This window comes from Ruegeria sp. CDSB113, assembly GCF_059611045.1.
On the sequence record NZ_JBXWOU010000016.1, the window covers coordinates 34,688 to 49,903 of the forward strand.

General features: G+C 55.1%; 13 protein-coding genes. 4 read left to right on the plus strand and 9 right to left on the minus strand.

Annotated elements, in window-relative coordinates:
• Nucleotides 1-788 precede the first annotated feature (788 nt).
• The 8 genes from curA to AC2FIS_RS20705 form a co-directional block, all read right to left on the minus strand.
• Nucleotides 789-1,820 (minus strand): NADPH-dependent curcumin/dihydrocurcumin reductase, encoded by a 1,032-nt coding sequence (gene curA, locus AC2FIS_RS20670; protein WP_496775189.1) that lies wholly within the window; start codon nucleotides 1,818-1,820, stop codon nucleotides 789-791.
• A 357-nt stretch (nucleotides 1,821-2,177) separates the two neighbouring features.
• Nucleotides 2,178-2,951, minus strand: coding sequence for a DUF7847 domain-containing protein (locus AC2FIS_RS20675; RefSeq protein WP_496775190.1), 774 nt, complete (start codon nucleotides 2,949-2,951; stop codon nucleotides 2,178-2,180).
• A gap of 151 nt (nucleotides 2,952-3,102) precedes the next feature.
• Nucleotides 3,103-4,023: an RDD family protein gene (locus AC2FIS_RS20680; protein WP_496775191.1), complete on the minus strand. Its 921-nt coding sequence runs from the start codon at nucleotides 4,021-4,023 to the stop codon at nucleotides 3,103-3,105.
• Entirely contained in the window at nucleotides 4,020-5,018 is a 999-nt protein-coding gene (locus tag AC2FIS_RS20685) for a stage II sporulation protein M (protein WP_496775192.1), read from the minus strand. The genes AC2FIS_RS20680 and AC2FIS_RS20685 overlap by 4 nt, the downstream gene beginning before the upstream one ends.
• Complete coding sequence (locus AC2FIS_RS20690; RefSeq protein ID WP_496775232.1) at nucleotides 5,018-6,268, minus strand: DUF58 domain-containing protein; 1,251 nt, start codon at nucleotides 6,266-6,268, stop codon at nucleotides 5,018-5,020. Before AC2FIS_RS20690 ends, AC2FIS_RS20685 begins: the two co-directional genes overlap by 1 nt.
• 44 nt (nucleotides 6,269-6,312) lie before the next feature.
• Nucleotides 6,313-7,269, minus strand: a complete 957-nt coding sequence (locus AC2FIS_RS20695; protein WP_496775193.1) for an AAA family ATPase — start codon at nucleotides 7,267-7,269, stop codon at nucleotides 6,313-6,315.
• Entirely contained in the window at nucleotides 7,259-8,575 is a 1,317-nt protein-coding gene (locus AC2FIS_RS20700) for a hypothetical protein (RefSeq protein WP_496775194.1), read from the minus strand. The genes AC2FIS_RS20695 and AC2FIS_RS20700 overlap by 11 nt, the downstream gene beginning before the upstream one ends.
• A complete protein-coding gene (locus AC2FIS_RS20705) occupies nucleotides 8,572-9,285 on the minus strand; it encodes a DUF4129 domain-containing protein (protein ID WP_496775195.1) in 714 nt (237 codons plus the stop codon). Before AC2FIS_RS20705 ends, AC2FIS_RS20700 begins: the two co-directional genes overlap by 4 nt.
• A gap of 407 nt (nucleotides 9,286-9,692) precedes the next feature.
• Between AC2FIS_RS20705 and AC2FIS_RS20710 the strand changes: the two genes are divergently transcribed.
• On the plus strand, nucleotides 9,693-10,592 hold the full coding sequence (locus AC2FIS_RS20710) for a hypothetical protein (protein ID WP_496775196.1): 900 nt from the start codon (nucleotides 9,693-9,695) through the stop codon (nucleotides 10,590-10,592).
• Between the two features lie 100 nt (nucleotides 10,593-10,692).
• Here the strand turns inward: AC2FIS_RS20710 and AC2FIS_RS20715 are convergent, their stop codons facing one another.
• Complete coding sequence (locus tag AC2FIS_RS20715) at nucleotides 10,693-11,892, minus strand: ROK family transcriptional regulator (RefSeq protein ID WP_496775233.1); 1,200 nt, start codon at nucleotides 11,890-11,892, stop codon at nucleotides 10,693-10,695.
• Between the two features lie 186 nt (nucleotides 11,893-12,078).
• Here AC2FIS_RS20715 and AC2FIS_RS20720 point away from each other — a divergent pair, with 186 nt between their 5' ends.
• The 3 genes from AC2FIS_RS20720 to AC2FIS_RS20730 all read left to right on the plus strand — a co-directional run bounded on the left by AC2FIS_RS20720 (nucleotide 12,079) and on the right by AC2FIS_RS20730 (nucleotide 15,068).
• Complete coding sequence (locus AC2FIS_RS20720; RefSeq protein WP_109311180.1) at nucleotides 12,079-13,098, plus strand: sugar ABC transporter substrate-binding protein; 1,020 nt, start codon at nucleotides 12,079-12,081, stop codon at nucleotides 13,096-13,098.
• 117 nt (nucleotides 13,099-13,215) lie between these two features.
• Nucleotides 13,216-14,286 (plus strand): ABC transporter permease, encoded by a 1,071-nt coding sequence (locus AC2FIS_RS20725; RefSeq protein ID WP_496775197.1) that lies wholly within the window; start codon nucleotides 13,216-13,218, stop codon nucleotides 14,284-14,286.
• The gene (locus AC2FIS_RS20730; RefSeq protein WP_282119243.1) at nucleotides 14,286-15,068 is read left to right on the plus strand and encodes an ATP-binding cassette domain-containing protein; all 783 of its coding nucleotides are present in this window, start codon (nucleotides 14,286-14,288) and stop codon (nucleotides 15,066-15,068) included. The genes AC2FIS_RS20725 and AC2FIS_RS20730 overlap by 1 nt, the downstream gene beginning before the upstream one ends.
• The last annotated feature ends 148 nt before the right edge of the window (nucleotides 15,069-15,216 follow it).

The window sequence follows — 15,216 nt, forward strand, 5'->3', positions numbered from 1 at the left end:
CTACTTTCTTGCACAGCAGCGTACCTAATGGCGGCGGTTTCAAACGTTTTTTGGAAGTTTTCGCTAATTCTCCATTCCCAACACCCGGTTTGCCCTTAGATCGACAGAATTTTTTACTTTCTGTAACTTTATCAGGATTCAGAACGTATCTTTTTGTTTGATGTTCCAAACAAAGGCGACTTCCCCAGTTAGCATTGCCAAATTGCACCCCGTTATCGCCGGGGTAAGCGGATGCGGATACAGAGGCTGGCGGCCATACCATGCACGGCAGGCTTCCGTTTTCCTCGCGAAATCACACCATACGCGTTTTGAGCATATCACCGGACCGCGCTCAGCGCGGATGAATTTGTGGATTGGCTCGCCGTGCGCTATGTGAGGCGCTGTCGCCGATCAGCGCCACGCGGTCTTTCTACATTGTAATTTCCACGCCCAATCACAAACACTGAGCGCCTAGACGGCCTTATGGCCGCCAACTTTCTGAAACAGAAATGCCGATGATCTTGCGTTCTAGTATAGATGGTATCTGGGCTCAGGACCTGGCAGGCATCGGCGCGAGCTTTGCCATGGAACTTGGGACAGACAGGTTCCAGACGGAGCCATTCACTTGTCGCTCCGCCGAAAAAGGTCAGGCTTGTTCACTGCTCGATTTATTCAATCATGAATCATGCACCAAACGAAAAACAATGAGTCCCGAGACAGGTCATTAAAAAGTTGTGAAACTTGGCGCTCATGCGTTTCGCGAACGAATTGGGGCCTGGATTGGAAGGAACAACTTTCATTGCCCTGGCTCAATCCACCTTTACAACCATTTTCCCAAAGTTTTCTCCGGCCAGCAGTTGGTTAAATGCTGCCGGAGCATTTTCAAGACCTTCAACCACATGCTCTTTATACGTAATTGAACCGTCCTTCAGCCATCCTGTCATGTCCCGAACAAACTCGCTGTAAACCTCGGGACCGAAATTGTCGAAAATGATAAAGCCCTGCATTTTGACCTTCATCCGCAACAAGGTACCCATGATCACCGGGCCCATATCCGGTCCGTCCGGCAAACCCGGCAAGTTGTACCAGGCCACGACGCCGCAGACCGGAACGCGCGCAAACGGATTCAAAAGCGGCAAGACCGAATACAGCACCTTGCCACCAACGTTCTCGAAGTAGACATCAATGCCATCAGGGCACGCGTCGTGCAATTGCGCCGAAAGATCCGCCGCGCGGTGATCTACACAAGCGTCGAACCCAAGGTTCTTTACCACGTGTTCGCATTTTTCCGGGCCACCCGCGATACCTACAACGCGGCACCCTTTTAGCTTGGCGATCTGGCCCACGGTTGCGCCCACCGGTCCAGCCGCAGCCGCCACGACAACGGTTTCACCGGGTTTTGGTTCGCCGATCTTCAGCAACCCCGCATAAGCCGTGTAGCCGGGCATTCCCAGGATACCCAACGCCCAGGACGGATTGTCCGGCGTCTTGCCAAGATTGACGACCTGCTCACCAGTTGAGATCGCATAATCCTGCCAGCCACTCGTGTTTAGAACGTAGTCTCCGGCTTCGTACCCTTCGAGGTTCGATTCCACTACCTGCCCCACAACCTGAGCCGTCATGACGCCACCGATCGGAACCGGTTCAGCGTAGGATTTCGCGTCATTCATACGACCCCGCATATAAGGGTCTAGAGACAGGTACACCGTGCGCACCAGCATCTCTCCGTCGTCGGGTGTTGGAATGTCCGTGATTTCAAGCCGCAGCGTGTTTTTGTCCGGGTGACCAGTGGGGCGCTCTGCAAGAACTATGCGACGGTTGGTGTCGGATGCTTGGGGCATTGAAATCTCCTGACGAATGAGTGTGGCGCAGCGCACCCAAACAAGATTGTCAAAAACTGTCCAGCCCAAAAACCTCGACCAATAACGCAGGCACGAATTGCGCGTTTTCACGCCACCCATTCAATGCAGCCAATTCCCAAAGCAAATCGAACGGCCGCTTTTGTAAACCTTGAAAAAAGCTGTTAATCATCTTCGCCAATTCGCCGATCCGCCAAGCGTATCGGAAGGACAAAGAAACGCTACATCCCAACAAGTTGGTCAAATCTTTCTTGGGGGACTGACCGAAGGCGCAGGCCTGCGCCTTCGGTCATCAAGGGGTGATCGCACCCTTTGATGAATCATATTTTCTTTAAGCGATCAATCAAACACGGATGCGATCTGATCGACGGTCACGCCTTCCTTGATCTCGCGCAGACGGGCGTAAATCAGGGCGATCGAGATGCCGGTCAACCCCGCAGAAAGTGCTGCAATAATCGAGAACCCGACAATCATTGCCCAGCTTCCAACATCAGCCAAAACACCGGCAAACACACCGGCGAGGAAATTGACGATCCCGGCGCAGATCCCGACCAGAAGCAAAGCGCCGAAGATCGGCCAGCGATATCCTTTGGTCAGAGCCGCGCTGCGTCCAAGTCCGCCAAACCCGGCCCCCTCGATCACTACGGCGGGCGCCACCATCGAAAAAACCGCGTAAACCCAAATACCGGGAATAATCAAAGCAAGTGATGCAAATCCGGCCAGAATACTACTGATCGTCGTTAGGATCGCGATCGGGAGGGCCGCTCGCAGAGCTGGCGAAAAATAACGGCCCAACTGCAGCGGGCGTCCGAGCTTGGAATCATAGGCCAGTTGCACCAGAAGGGCTGTTGTAAGGGCGTAGAACACAATCTGCAGAACGATCGTCAGCACCCATGTTGTGACGCTTGAAGACGTGCTAAAATCTGGATCTGCTGCACCCAAAGCAACATCCGCTCCGACCATCGCGCCTGCAATTATTGAACTCAGCAACATCGGTGCGAGCGCCAGCAGGATGACGGAAATAAAATTTTTGAAGAGGATCGAAAAACTCTCACCCACGATACTTCCGACGCCAAGAGACTCTCTGTCACCATATTCTGTCGTACTGGTCATAGTTTAACCTCACTATACCTTTGTGTCTTTGCTGCTGCATAACAATCACCCGAAGGTTGTTCGCAGTATCCTTATGACACCTGTAATTGAGCTTGAAAACGGCCTCTGCAAGTCGATTTTTGGTCAGAAAAAGGGCAGCCATCGGTTTTGATCACGAGGGGCTATCTTCGGCCGCGTAATTTTTGTCTTTGCGGCGCTCGCCGAACAATTGGCGCTTTTCAAGATGTTCACGCTGCGCATTGTAGAACGCCCTGAGGAATTTCAGCCGCTCGGCCTCGGGCACCTTATTTGCGTAACCGATCTTCTGACGGATCTTTTCGACAACGCTTTCTATAGTAGCCTTGTTGTTTTTTGACCTAACCAACACACCGCCTTTCTCCTGCGCCCTCAAAAGCTTTTCCAAGGCCTGCAACTCGAACGCCCCGTAGTGATCAAGCTGATGGGTTAGAAAGGCATAGCTTTTGGTTGCTGCCGTCGATTTGACCGGGTCCTGAGCCAGATCCTTCAACAGCACCGGTACCGGCAAGTGGATCACGTGGGTGCCCGCCATAATGTCGCCCAGCCTTTGTCTATGGCGATTGAAAAATGGCACAAGCAGGCCCCCCAGGATCCACGCCAACGCCAACCCAGTTGCCACTGGCGATCCGGCATCAAGGGTCAACAGCAGGGTTGCGGGCAGAAATATTTCGGCCTCTTTCATCAGGTTCCTTAGCACCAGCGCATGGGTACTAAGCGACCTGCCGTCATGTGAAACAACCTTGATCTTCATCAGCCGCTTGCCCAAAGTCTGCCCGTTCCAGGCCAGCTCGGCTATGACGTAATAGGGCACCCGGATCACAAAGAAGAGCAAACTGCCGATAGCGAGCAGCGTACTCGGATTGCCAACCCCCAAAGATAAGATCAGGACCAGTACCGCGATGGCGGCGATCAGCGTGATGCCAACATCCGTGATTTGCGCGGCAAGGCGAACCCCCAGCCCGGCCACCTCAAGGTAAATGGGTACGCCTTCTGGTGGGACCAACTCACTCGGCGACGGGATTGCCGCCTTGTCTGTGCGTCGCCACAGCTTCATTGCCGCACCCTACCGCCCAAGGCAAACCAGGCCAGCCAGCATAGTCCTAGCCCCCAGCCAATTACGTATCTTGTAGATTTGTCCTGGATAAGCTGGCGCCCGAACCCTTCCACAAGGGCGGCGACCACCAGCATAAAAGCCGCAACTAGCGCAAGCTTCACGGCATCCCGGCCCGCGTGGCGCAAAGCAGCGCGGCGGCTTCTTTTCCCCGGAAAAAGGATCGCTGCCCCCAGTTGCACCCCACCGCCGCATGCAATGCAGATCGCCGACAGCTCGGTCACCCCGTGGATAGACAACCACCCCCCAAGATCACTGCCCAGACCGCGTTCCACGTGCAGCGCATAAAATGCGCCCAGCGACAGGCCGTTATAGAAGGTCAGCAAGACCGCCGGCGCACATAAGAATACCCCAAGGCCAAACACAAAGATCGCGATGCGCGTGTTGTGCGAGAACAGGAAAGTGGCAAAGGCCCCAAGTCCCGAGGTGCTGGGATCCTGATCATAAATCACTTGCCGCAGCTCTTCGGTCGTCGATGTTGGCCCGCGCCCTCCGGCCAGTTCCGGCGGCATAAATACATGATACCAGGCTGGGTTTTCCAGAAACAGCTGATATCCCGCCAAAACCCCCAGCCCCATACACAGGAAACCAATCAGGATAAACAACCAGGATCGACGTATCGCAATCGGCGCGCCGCTTACAAAAAACTTGCGCACAAGCCCGCCCAGACGCTCCTGAGGGGCATAGACTGACAGATAGGCGCGTGCGGTCAGCGCTTCGAGATAGTCCAACAGCGCCTTGTCCAACGAAATTTCGCGGGCAATGGCCAGGGATGTGGTCGCATTTCGGTAAAGCGCGGCCAGATCGCGAGCGGCCGCGAAATCCATTCGCTGTAGGCCGACACGCTCGGCCTGGGTGACCAAAGTTTCCAGACGACGCCAGTCGGCTTCGCGCTCTTTCCGGAACCGGGCCGAGCGGATGAGGTCGCTTTCCGCCATCAGATCAACTCCCGCGCCTTGATTTCCAGATAGGTCGAGATCAGCTTGGCAGTCACCGTATCGGGACGCGCATCCAGCACCGTGACCCCCAAACGCGCCAACCTTTCCAGCACCAGACGACGTTCGCTGATCGTCTGGTTCGCGGCCACCAGCGTGGCGACCCCGTCCAGATCCTTGGGTGCGGATTCCACCAGCGCCTCGACCTCTGGGTCGCGGATGGTGACGAAGATCAGCAGATGACGCTTTGACAGAATGGCGATGTTCTCGATCAGAAGCTCGGCCGAAGTCGTGTCGATGAAATCCGTGAATATGATGATCAGACTGCGTTTTGGGGTGCGGGCATTCAATTCAGTCAGGGCCAGGGTATGGTTGGTCTCGTGGCCTACATAGGCCAGCTCGCTGGTCCAGCTGCGCAGGCGCGCGAAGGTCTGTCGCCCCGCCCGTGGTGCCACAAAAGATCGCGGACGCACGTCATAGGCGTAATACCCCACCAGATCACCGCCAATTGCCGCCGCCCAGGCCACGGCCAGCGCGGCAGTAACGGCATGGTCAATCTTGGGCAAACCGGCGATATCTTCGCGCATCAGATAACCGTTATCCAGCGCTACGATAACGTGGTGATTGCGCTCGGCCCTTAACTCTTTGGCTACAAGCCCCCGCCGTTTGGCCGAGCGTTTCCAGTCGATCGATTTAACGTCCATACCCTGTACGAAATCACGAAGCTGGTGAAATTCGGACCCTTCGCCGATGGCACGGTTTTCCTTCACGCCATAAAGCGTGGACTGCACCGTCGTGGCAATCTCACCCGACTGAATCATCCGGATATTGGGCACCACCCGAACCTCCAGCGCGAAATTCAATCGAGGCACGAAATCAAAAAGCTTCAGGCGTGACGACCAGTGAAGCCAGAGATGTTCGAAAGCCCAGATACCGCGCCGCACGCCGCGACAGTCAATCTCGGCTGATCCGGTCCCATCCGGTCCGATCCTGAACTCGAACTCCGCCGCGCCGCTCAACCCTTTTGGCCATTCTAGCCGCGCCTGCAAGTCTTTCGGAGCGTCCGGAACCTGCAATTTTAGCGCCTGTATTTCGCCCACAAAAAGCTCGGGCCGCATGTCGAAAACCAATTGCTTTCGACGGTTGAAGGACATCAGCAGATCCGCCGCTGACAAAAGCGCCAACAGGACCCACGGCGCCAGCGCCAATTCACGCAACCCGCCGAAAAATGCAAGTCCCAGAATCGACAACACAAGGGCGACGCAGGCAGCGCTCAGCAATCTGGTAGATGGACGTATCAGCGGGGAGCCTCGATCTGGTTGAGGATATTTTCGAGAACCATAGCAGAGCTTCGGCCCTCGATCTCGGCCGAGGCACCCAGAACTACTCGATGGCGTAACGCAGGTACGAAAAGCCGTTTTACGTCGTCCGGGATTGCGAAATCCCGTCCGTTTAACCCTGCCTGTGCCCGCGTCGCCGCTGCCAGTGCATCAGCCGCGCGGGTAGACGCGCCAAAAGCAATCTCGGCGCTTTCCCGTGTCGCCCGGACCAGCCGCAGGATGTAGGCAAGAATATCGTCATCGAGGATAATCCCGTCGATCATTGCCCGGCATTCCGCCAGGGCGGCCGCATCCAGGGTCTTCGACAGTACATCCGTTTCCATACCGCTTTCGATCGGGGCATTGGCATGCTGGCGCAGGATCGCCATTTCGATTGCCTCGGGCGGGAAGTCGATTTCAAGCTTAAAGAGAAACCGGTCCAACTGCGCCTCTGGTAAGGGGTACGTACCTTGTTGCTCGATCGGGTTTTGGGTGGCGACTACAATGAATTCACGGCCCAGGGAGTGATCATTGCCATCAATGCTGACCATCCGTTCGTTCATCGCCTGCAAGAGCGCAGCCTGCGTTTTGGGAGGCGCGCGGTTAATCTCATCCGCCAGAAGCACCTGGGTAAAGACCGGGCCGCGCGTCAGGACAAAATCATTGGTCTGAAAATTGAAGATCGAGGTGCCCAGTACGTCTCCTGGCATCAGATCGGGGGTGAACTGGATACGCCCGAATTCCAGATCCAGTGCGGCGGCAAAACTGCGCGCCAACAGGGTCTTGGCGGTGCCCGGCGGCCCCTCAAGCAAGACATGGCCACGCGCAAAAAGCGAGACCAAAAGCAGCTCAACCACATCCTCCTGCCCCAGCACCGTCTTCCCGATCTCGGCACGCAGCGCGTCCGAGCGCGCGCGCAATGTTTCAAGTGTCATTCGTTATCTGCTCCAATAGCGCTTCAAGTTCGTCCACATGACGCATTGCTTCTGCCGGTGGGATCCGATGTGGAAGGTTCCGGATATCCCTTAACACTGTTTCCAGGTCGCGAGAGAGATCCGGATTGTGCCGCGCCACATAGCCCAAAAAGACCTTGGGTTCGGCATAGTGATGGGCAAGCGCCGGGCCAAACAAAGCCGACGCCGATACCGCAATCCGGGCCTTTGCGTATTCGCCAGCCAGAGCCCCGTCTTGATCCGACAGCCGCATCAGACGTGCCCGCGCTCGCACCGCCAGCGATTTTGCGCTTGTGTCGACACCGTCCTCAGCCTGCACCGGGCCATAACGCTGCCATGAGCGCCAGATAAACAGAGCTAACACCAATACCCCGCTCAGCCAGAGCGTCAGAAATGGCGGGCCAAAAAATCGCTTCAGATCGGCCCAACTGCGTTCATAGCGCACAGTCTCTTCAGGCTCCGAGAGCCAGACCTCGCGGCTATAGTCGATCATCACGTTGCGCTCGTCAGCGAGTGCGCTCAGAAGATTGCCGGCGATTGTGGCATTATCGCCCAAGCGCAGCCCATGATTGTTCAACAAATCGGGGTCCGACAGCACCAACACCCGCGCGCCGGCCGCACCGCCCGCCAGCGGGCATTCCGCCAGAAGCATCGCATCCGAGTTTCCAATCAGCGGAGAGCAATCAGCGCCGGTGAACAGTTGTGCCGCATAGATCTGAGCCGATTGCCGGACGTCTGCGCCGTCAAAAAAGTCGAAATCCCTAAAGGGCGTGCGCGCATATTCGATCCGAGCGCCCCTTTGACCGATCAGCTGTTGCAGCAGTGTTTCGATCTGTTGCTGCCGACTTATCAAGACCGGATGCGCCCGACCGGTTAGCCGCACCCCGCTGCGCCATTTGGGCAAGATCACCAGGGTCTGTACCCGACTGGCCTTTTCCAGCACCGCATCAAGCCGCAGATCGTATTCATCCTGCTGTAACAGCAGTTCTTCTTTTGTGCGCGGATGAACCCTATCCTCATCCAGCACAGTGTCAAATAGCGGCAGCACCAACAGGCCAACGGTTTCCTGATCGACCTGCCAGCCCCCAAGAAAGCTCTGCGCACTTACCTCATTCGTGTTTAGCCAGATCCGCAGGCCGTCAAACCCCGACGGAGAACTTCTCAGAACCTGCTGGCGTTGCGATATAACGTAAAAGATCGTGAACAGCAGCAACGCCACGAAAGCCAGAATAATCAGGGTTTCACTTCTGGGGCCGCGCCTTGTTTCTTCGGTGGCTGTGGGGTTCATTCGGGTGCCTCAGTCAACAGCGGGCGGATATCCGCGACATGGGCCTGAAAGTCTTCCTCGCTTACGTCCCGTCCCCCAAAATGTACCCGTTCGCTTGCCAAAACCAAATTGCGCAGTGCGCCAAGACAATGTTGGTCCTCTGGCAAGTGGCGCAACGCGTCGCGTGCGGTCCAGCTGCGCTGCAGCAGCACCCCATTGGCCTTGATCGCCGCGCCCAGGGCGGCCTGCGCCAACCGGATCAAAGCTTCGCGCCGGTCGCCCATGCGCAGGATCGCATTCAAGCTGCCGGGAGTGGGCGGCGTTCCTAACCCCGCACGTGGTGTCTGTCCGTTACGCCCGCTTTCCGTATTCTCACCCTCACGCCCGAATGTGACGGCAAAGCCGCTGCCGTAGCGGACAAAGACAAAAGCGATCATCATCAGGATCGCGGCGGAAATAAGCAGTGTCGCGAAATTCACATCGCCGCCCACCGACCATTGGTTTGAACTAGAGGGTGGTCGCGGCTCTTGCGTTGTCTGCATCGGGGGCGGAGGGCTTGCCGGGTCGAAGTAGGCCACATCTGCATCGACACGGCTTAATCTTATCGCCTTCAGATAGGCTTCGCCACTTTCGCCGATCTCAACGGGGTTTTCGGTAGCCTCTAGGGCGGCTGTCAAATGCGGCACAAAGAAAATGCTGGTTAAGTAAATCAATCGCAAATAACGGCTCATGTGCATATCGATAGTAGAATGCCAGCCGGCACGCAATCTTAAGTTGTTAACTGATCTCGCTTGGTTCTGGCACAAGATCTACGTGTCAGCGCGCAGCGATTCAATGCAGTGATAAGGTTAGGCATTTGCCTTAGTGGTACACATCGAAATCCGCGACGTAGTTCAGTATTTGCCTATAGGACCTTCTGGATCAAACTAAGTACCGCTTACGCACCAATCTGGAACCGGGAAAACCGAAGATCGCAGTGTTCCATCCACGGCAGAGGCCTCAATGCCAACCTAGGAAGAAACGTTCATCAAACATGGTTTTGGGAATGGTCTTGAGGAACCTGATTGGTTACTCAGGTCGCGCCGCAAAGAAACAAACACGTCGCAGTTTAGCCAAGTTTCCCGAATAAGCCCCACCTATGAATTGGTTTTTACTAATAGCTCATCATTTATTGCTGAGAATTGTCATCGCGATCACCACTTTGACAGTCGCATTGTCAGTGTCGTATCTGGTGCAACAGCTTGATTGGAATATCAGATCCGATCTGGGCATTATTCCATATTTCACCGTTGCCGGCCTTGTCGCCATCCTCGCGCTATTTAGCGTACCTGGGCTGAACGAAAAGATCGTCGCGCCCTATAAGGTACGACACATCTTAATTCAGGTTGCAGTATGCCTGTTCGGCGGTGTCATGATCACTTTGACAGGGGTGATAGCATTTGACGCGCCCTTGGTGGCTTGGCTGGCTCCAGCCAACATCGCACCGCTTCTCGCGTTGGGATGTGGAGTCTTGTACATTTGTCTGGGCACTATCGGCAGCCTTCATGCGCTCTGGCCGATACCTGATGAAGATGTATCCGACGATATAATCGCACTGCGCAAAGTTCATTTTTCTGCCCGTGCACTCGCTGCTGTTTTTGCATTTACCACCAGTGGAATAATCTTGGGGTCAATCTTTGTTCTAAATAGCCCGACAACACCGATTACGGTAAAATGTTCCATCGTCATGTGGTTTTTTGCAGTTGTACTTGGTTCATCGCGGCTTAGCGTGGCAGATTTTGGGAAACCCGTCAGAACTTGGAATATTGTTCTGCAGTTTTTTGTCGTTGTAACAGCGATCTTCATCATAAAGCTCACCACTCGGGCATTGGTTTTTCACACACATCTGTTCGAACGTTTGTCAGAAATTGACGCCGTTTACCCCAGGCTTGAAAATTTGCTGATGCTGCCATTTATTGTTTTCGGACTGACAAGCATCGCTCTTAAGCTGACGCGTGAAAAAGAAACTAGCGATGACGTGGCCAAAGTCTTCGCTTAGTTTTGGTCCTGTTTTGCGGCCGCGATTCCTGACCAATACTGTATCCCAGACTTGGCGCCCAAGTCCTTGACCGTGCGCGAAATAAGCACGTGGACTTCGGCTACATCCCAGAAAGCCCTGCATTCGTGTTCAATAAAAACTGGCGGAAAATCGGGCTGCTGGCCGCCCCAATACCGCGGGCGTTTTTTCCAACCGCAGCGGCTTCGACAACCGGTGGGATCAATCCGCGTTTGTCTTGATTAACCAGATAGCGGCGCACGCGTGAGACCAGTTCTTCCCGCACATTCGTCGGAAACGCACCGTCTATGAAAATGGCCTCAAAGTCGATGACAGCACAAATTGAAAGCGCGGCCTTGGCCAATTCCTGTGCAGTCGTTCCAATCCATGGTTCGACATACCTGGAAATGCTGCTCCAATCCTGTGGCGATTTCCAAAGAACACCCGGATCAACACCCGCTTCGATCAGCCTGCCCTCAAGCAAAAACAGCGAAGCGCTATCGATCAATTGCTGGCTTTCGCCCAATGGCCCTGTGGTGCGCATCGCGCCCAACGCCCCGGCATTGCCCTGATTGCCTTCGAACACAGTGCCATTCAATGCAACCCCGCCGCCGATCATCGAACCGATGAAGAAGTAGAAATAATCGCGATATTCAGCCCCGCGGCCATAGAGGTGCTCGGCGTGACAAGCGGCTGTTGCGTCATTGACGACAAATACCGGTAGGTCGCTGAATTTGGCTACCTCGGAGAAGAAGTTCACATTTTTCCAAGAGCTGAATTTCTTGGCCGCCAGCCCCGACAAATCATGCCATTTCCAAAGCTCGAATGGAGTTCCAATTCCAATCCCGCACACGCGATCGCGAAGTTTTTGGGGTTCATGGGCCAGAAGCGTTTCCAAACCTGTTTCCAGAAACCCGAACACGGCCTCAGGCAACGGATAATCGTAGGTCGTTGAAATCTGATGGCGGGGCTTGCCGGTGAAGTCGATCAAAAGCAGATCGGCGCTGCGCCGACCGATTTTCATTCCGACTGACAGGATGCCTTCCGGGTTCAGCTCCATGGGAACCGACGGCTTACCAACCCTTCCACGCAGAGGAGTTCCACGCTTGAGAATCTCATCCTTTTCGAGCTTGCGCAAAATGATTGATACGGTCTGTGGGGACAGGCCGGTCAGCCGCGCGACGTCGGCACCTGCTGTCGGTCCATGTCGTTGTAAAACCGTCAAAATCAGACGTTCATTGTGATCGCGAACACCGCTTTGGCTTACCCCGCCGGTCAGTATTTTTAGCGCCTCTTTCTCCATAACCCTGAACATAACCACCTTGTTTTCTTATGAAAAGACGCTCGGGCAAATTAATAAATAAACTTTATTTATTTATTGACAGGCAGGCCAGAATCACAGTTTCTTGAACAGGACCTTCATTTAGGGATGGAGGCGAGTCTTGCCGGCGCGCCGCGCGGGGCCACAACAATTTTCTGGGAGGAGAATATGAGAAGTCTACTCAAGCTAGCCGCATCTGCGACCGTTCTCACGTTTGGTGCTGCATCTGCTCACGCTGCCGGGGAAACCGTCTGCCTGATCACTAAGACCGACACCAACCCCTTCTTTGTAAAAATGAAAGAAGGTGCGACAGCCAAGGCCGAAGAACTTGGCATGACGCTGAAAGCCTTTGCCGGTAAAATTGATGGTGACCACGAAACTCAGGTTCAGGCCATTGAAACCTGCATCCTCGACGGTGCAAAAGGAATTCTGCTTACAGCATCCGACACAAGCTCAATCGTGCCTGCCGTTAAACAAGCGCGAGACGCCGGTGTGTTGGTAATCGCGCTGGACACGCCCCTTAGCCCGATTGATTCAGCCGATGCCACATTTGCGACGGACAACTACAAGGCCGGGTTGCTGATCGGACAATGGGCAAAGGCTAAAATGGGCGATGCTGCCGCAGACGCAAAGATCGCGACGCTGGACTTGAATGTCAGCCAGCCAACCGTGGACGTTTTGCGCAATCAAGGATTCCTTGAGGGCTTTGGCGTTGAACTGGCGGATCCCAATGTTATTGGCGACGAAACGGATGCACGTCTGGTCGGCAGTGACGTGACCGACGGCAACGAAGAAGGTGGGCGCCGTGCCATGGAGAACCTTCTGGCCAAGGATTCGGCGATCAACGTAGTTCACACGATCAATGAACCCGCAGCGGCGGGCGCGTACGAGGCTTTGAAATCCATCGGACGTGAAAATGACGTGCTGATCGTTTCGGTCGACGGCGGCTGCCCCGGCGTACAGAACGTACAGGCCGGAGTCATCGGGGCCACAAGCCAGCAATACCCGCTTTTGATGGCGTCATTGGGGGTTGAGGCCGTCAAAAAATGGGCCGACGAAGGGACGAAGCCGGAAAATACACCCGGAAAAGACTTCTACGACACCGGTGTTGCTCTAATCACCGATCAACCCGTTGACGGCGTGGAGTCAATTTCTGTTGCAGAAGGTTTGGAGCTCTGCTGGGGTTAAACGCAGACCTATCAGGTGAGGCGCGCAAGGGCGCCTTACCATTCCTTTCACCAGCAAACTGAAACTTCCTGTAAGCTGATTTCGTGGTCACGGAGCCAGCCACGAAAAGGGGGAGATATGTCCGAAGCGAACCAAAGAGCCCAAGAATTTGAAACTGCCACCAGTCGAGCCGACACTGTTGCCGAGTTTGACGACCCTCGTCGTGGTGTGCTGGGCAAGCTTCAGCATCTGCTTCACGTCAACCCGTCCCTCGTACCTCTGATCGTTCTGGTCGGAGCGATTTTGATTTTTGGCCTGCTTTTGGGGTCAAAATTCTTTTCACCCTTCGCAATGACCCTGATCCTGCAACAGGTTCAGATCGTTGGTATTGTGGCCGCCGCACAGAGCCTTGTCATTCTGACTGCAGGCATTGATTTAAGTGTGGGCGCGATCATGGTTTTTTCTTCCGTTATCATGGGACAATTCTCGTTCCGATACGGCATACCAGTACCTATCGCAGTCATGTGCGGACTTGGCGTCGGAACCCTAATCGGTGCACTCAACGGCTGGCTTGTCAGCCGCGTCAAACTTCCTCCATTCATCGTCACGCTTGGAATGTGGCAGATCATTCTCGCAACAAATTTCCTGTATTCCGCAAACGAGACGATACGCAGCCAGGATATCGAAGCAAACGCCCCGTTTCTGCAATTTTTCGGCACCAAATTCAGCATCGGCGGTGCAACATTCACTGTTGGCGTCCTATTCATGCTCGTCCTGATCTTTGTATTGGCCTACGCGCTTAAACACACAGCTTGGGGGCGACACGTCTATGCCGTCGGCGACGACCCGGAAGCAGCCGAGCTATCCGGTGTTAACGTCCACAGAACACTCATGTCTGTTTACATGCTATCCGGTCTTATCTGTGCCTTTGCCGGCTGGGCTTTGATCGGCCGCATCGGGTCAGTCTCACCAACATCTGGCCAATTGGCCAACATCGAAAGCATCACAGCGGTCGTGATCGGCGGCATCTCGCTTTTCGGCGGGCGCGGATCCATTCTGGGGTCGCTGTTTGGCGCACTGATCGTCGGCGTGTTCACCTTAGGTCTGAGGCTGTTGGGCGCGGATGCGCAGTGGACCTTCCTCCTTATCGGACTTCTCATCATCGCAGCGGTCGCGGTCGACCAGTGGATCAGAAAGGTATCGGGCTAATGTCAGACACTACGCCAGTCGTCCAGGGCCGTGGGATCGTCAAACGCTATGGGCATGTGACCGCCATAGACCATTCCGATTTTGAATTGCGTCAGGGTGAAATCCTCGCGGTCATCGGGGACAACGGTGCAGGCAAATCATCCATCGTCAAAGCAATCTGCGGCGCCACGATCCCGGATGAGGGCGATATTCTGATCGAAGGGAAGAAGGTGAACTTCACCTCACCGATCGACGCCCGGAACATGGGGATCGAGATCGTCTATCAGCAACTTGCCATGTCTCCTGCCCTGTCGATTGCGGACAACATGTTCATGGGGCGTGAGATCCGGAAATCGGGGTTCATGGGCAAGTATCTACGTCAGCTTGACCGCCCCGCGATGGAAAAATTCGCCCGTGAAAAACTGACCGAGCTTGGCCTGATGACCGTTCAATCCATCAATCAAACGGTCGAGACTCTGTCTGGCGGACAGCGCCAGGGCGTGGCCGTCGCCCGCGCCGCAGCCTTTGCTACCAAGTTCATTATCATGGATGAACCGACGGCTGCGTTGGGGGTGAAAGAGAGCCGGAAAGTTCTCGAACTTATTCAGGATGTGCGGGCACGTGGCATTCCGATCATACTAATCAGCCACAACATGCCGCATGTCTTCGAAGTCGCCGATCGCATCCATGTGCACCGACTGGGCAAAAGGCTCTGCACGATTGACCCCAAGGACTACACAATGTCCGACGCCGTGGCTTTCATGACCGGTGCCAAAGAACCTCCGGAGGAGGACGCCGCTTAAACGAACAGGACGCAATGCGCGTTTGTGAATTGATCTCCTCCCAGAAACAGGTTGGGGTTTGGACGATTGCCGCAACCTCCGCTCCTCACCCGGCCAGTCGACCCTGTCAGAAGCCGCTGTGCCATCGCTAAATGCGCAACAGAGCTCA

Coding starts and splice junctions, on each gene's coding strand:
- curA (WP_496775189.1), bottom strand. CDS start 1,820: ATGCCCCAAGCATCCGACACCAACCGTCGCATAGTTCTTGCAGAGCGC.
- AC2FIS_RS20675 (WP_496775190.1), bottom strand. CDS start 2,951: ATGACCAGTACGACAGAATATGGTGACAGAGAGTCTCTTGGCGTCGGA.
- AC2FIS_RS20680 (WP_496775191.1), bottom strand. CDS start 4,023: ATGAAGCTGTGGCGACGCACAGACAAGGCGGCAATCCCGTCGCCGAGT.
- AC2FIS_RS20685 (WP_496775192.1), bottom strand. CDS start 5,018: ATGGCGGAAAGCGACCTCATCCGCTCGGCCCGGTTCCGGAAAGAGCGC.
- AC2FIS_RS20695 (WP_496775193.1), bottom strand. CDS start 7,269: ATGACACTTGAAACATTGCGCGCGCGCTCGGACGCGCTGCGTGCCGAG.
- AC2FIS_RS20700 (WP_496775194.1), bottom strand. CDS start 8,575: ATGAACCCCACAGCCACCGAAGAAACAAGGCGCGGCCCCAGAAGTGAA.
- AC2FIS_RS20705 (WP_496775195.1), bottom strand. CDS start 9,285: ATGAGCCGTTATTTGCGATTGATTTACTTAACCAGCATTTTCTTTGTG.
- AC2FIS_RS20710 (WP_496775196.1), top strand. CDS start 9,693: ATGAATTGGTTTTTACTAATAGCTCATCATTTATTGCTGAGAATTGTC.
- AC2FIS_RS20715 (WP_496775233.1), bottom strand. CDS start 11,892: ATGGAGAAAGAGGCGCTAAAAATACTGACCGGCGGGGTAAGCCAAAGC.
- AC2FIS_RS20720 (WP_109311180.1), top strand. CDS start 12,079: ATGAGAAGTCTACTCAAGCTAGCCGCATCTGCGACCGTTCTCACGTTT.
- AC2FIS_RS20725 (WP_496775197.1), top strand. CDS start 13,216: ATGTCCGAAGCGAACCAAAGAGCCCAAGAATTTGAAACTGCCACCAGT.
- AC2FIS_RS20730 (WP_282119243.1), top strand. CDS start 14,286: ATGTCAGACACTACGCCAGTCGTCCAGGGCCGTGGGATCGTCAAACGC.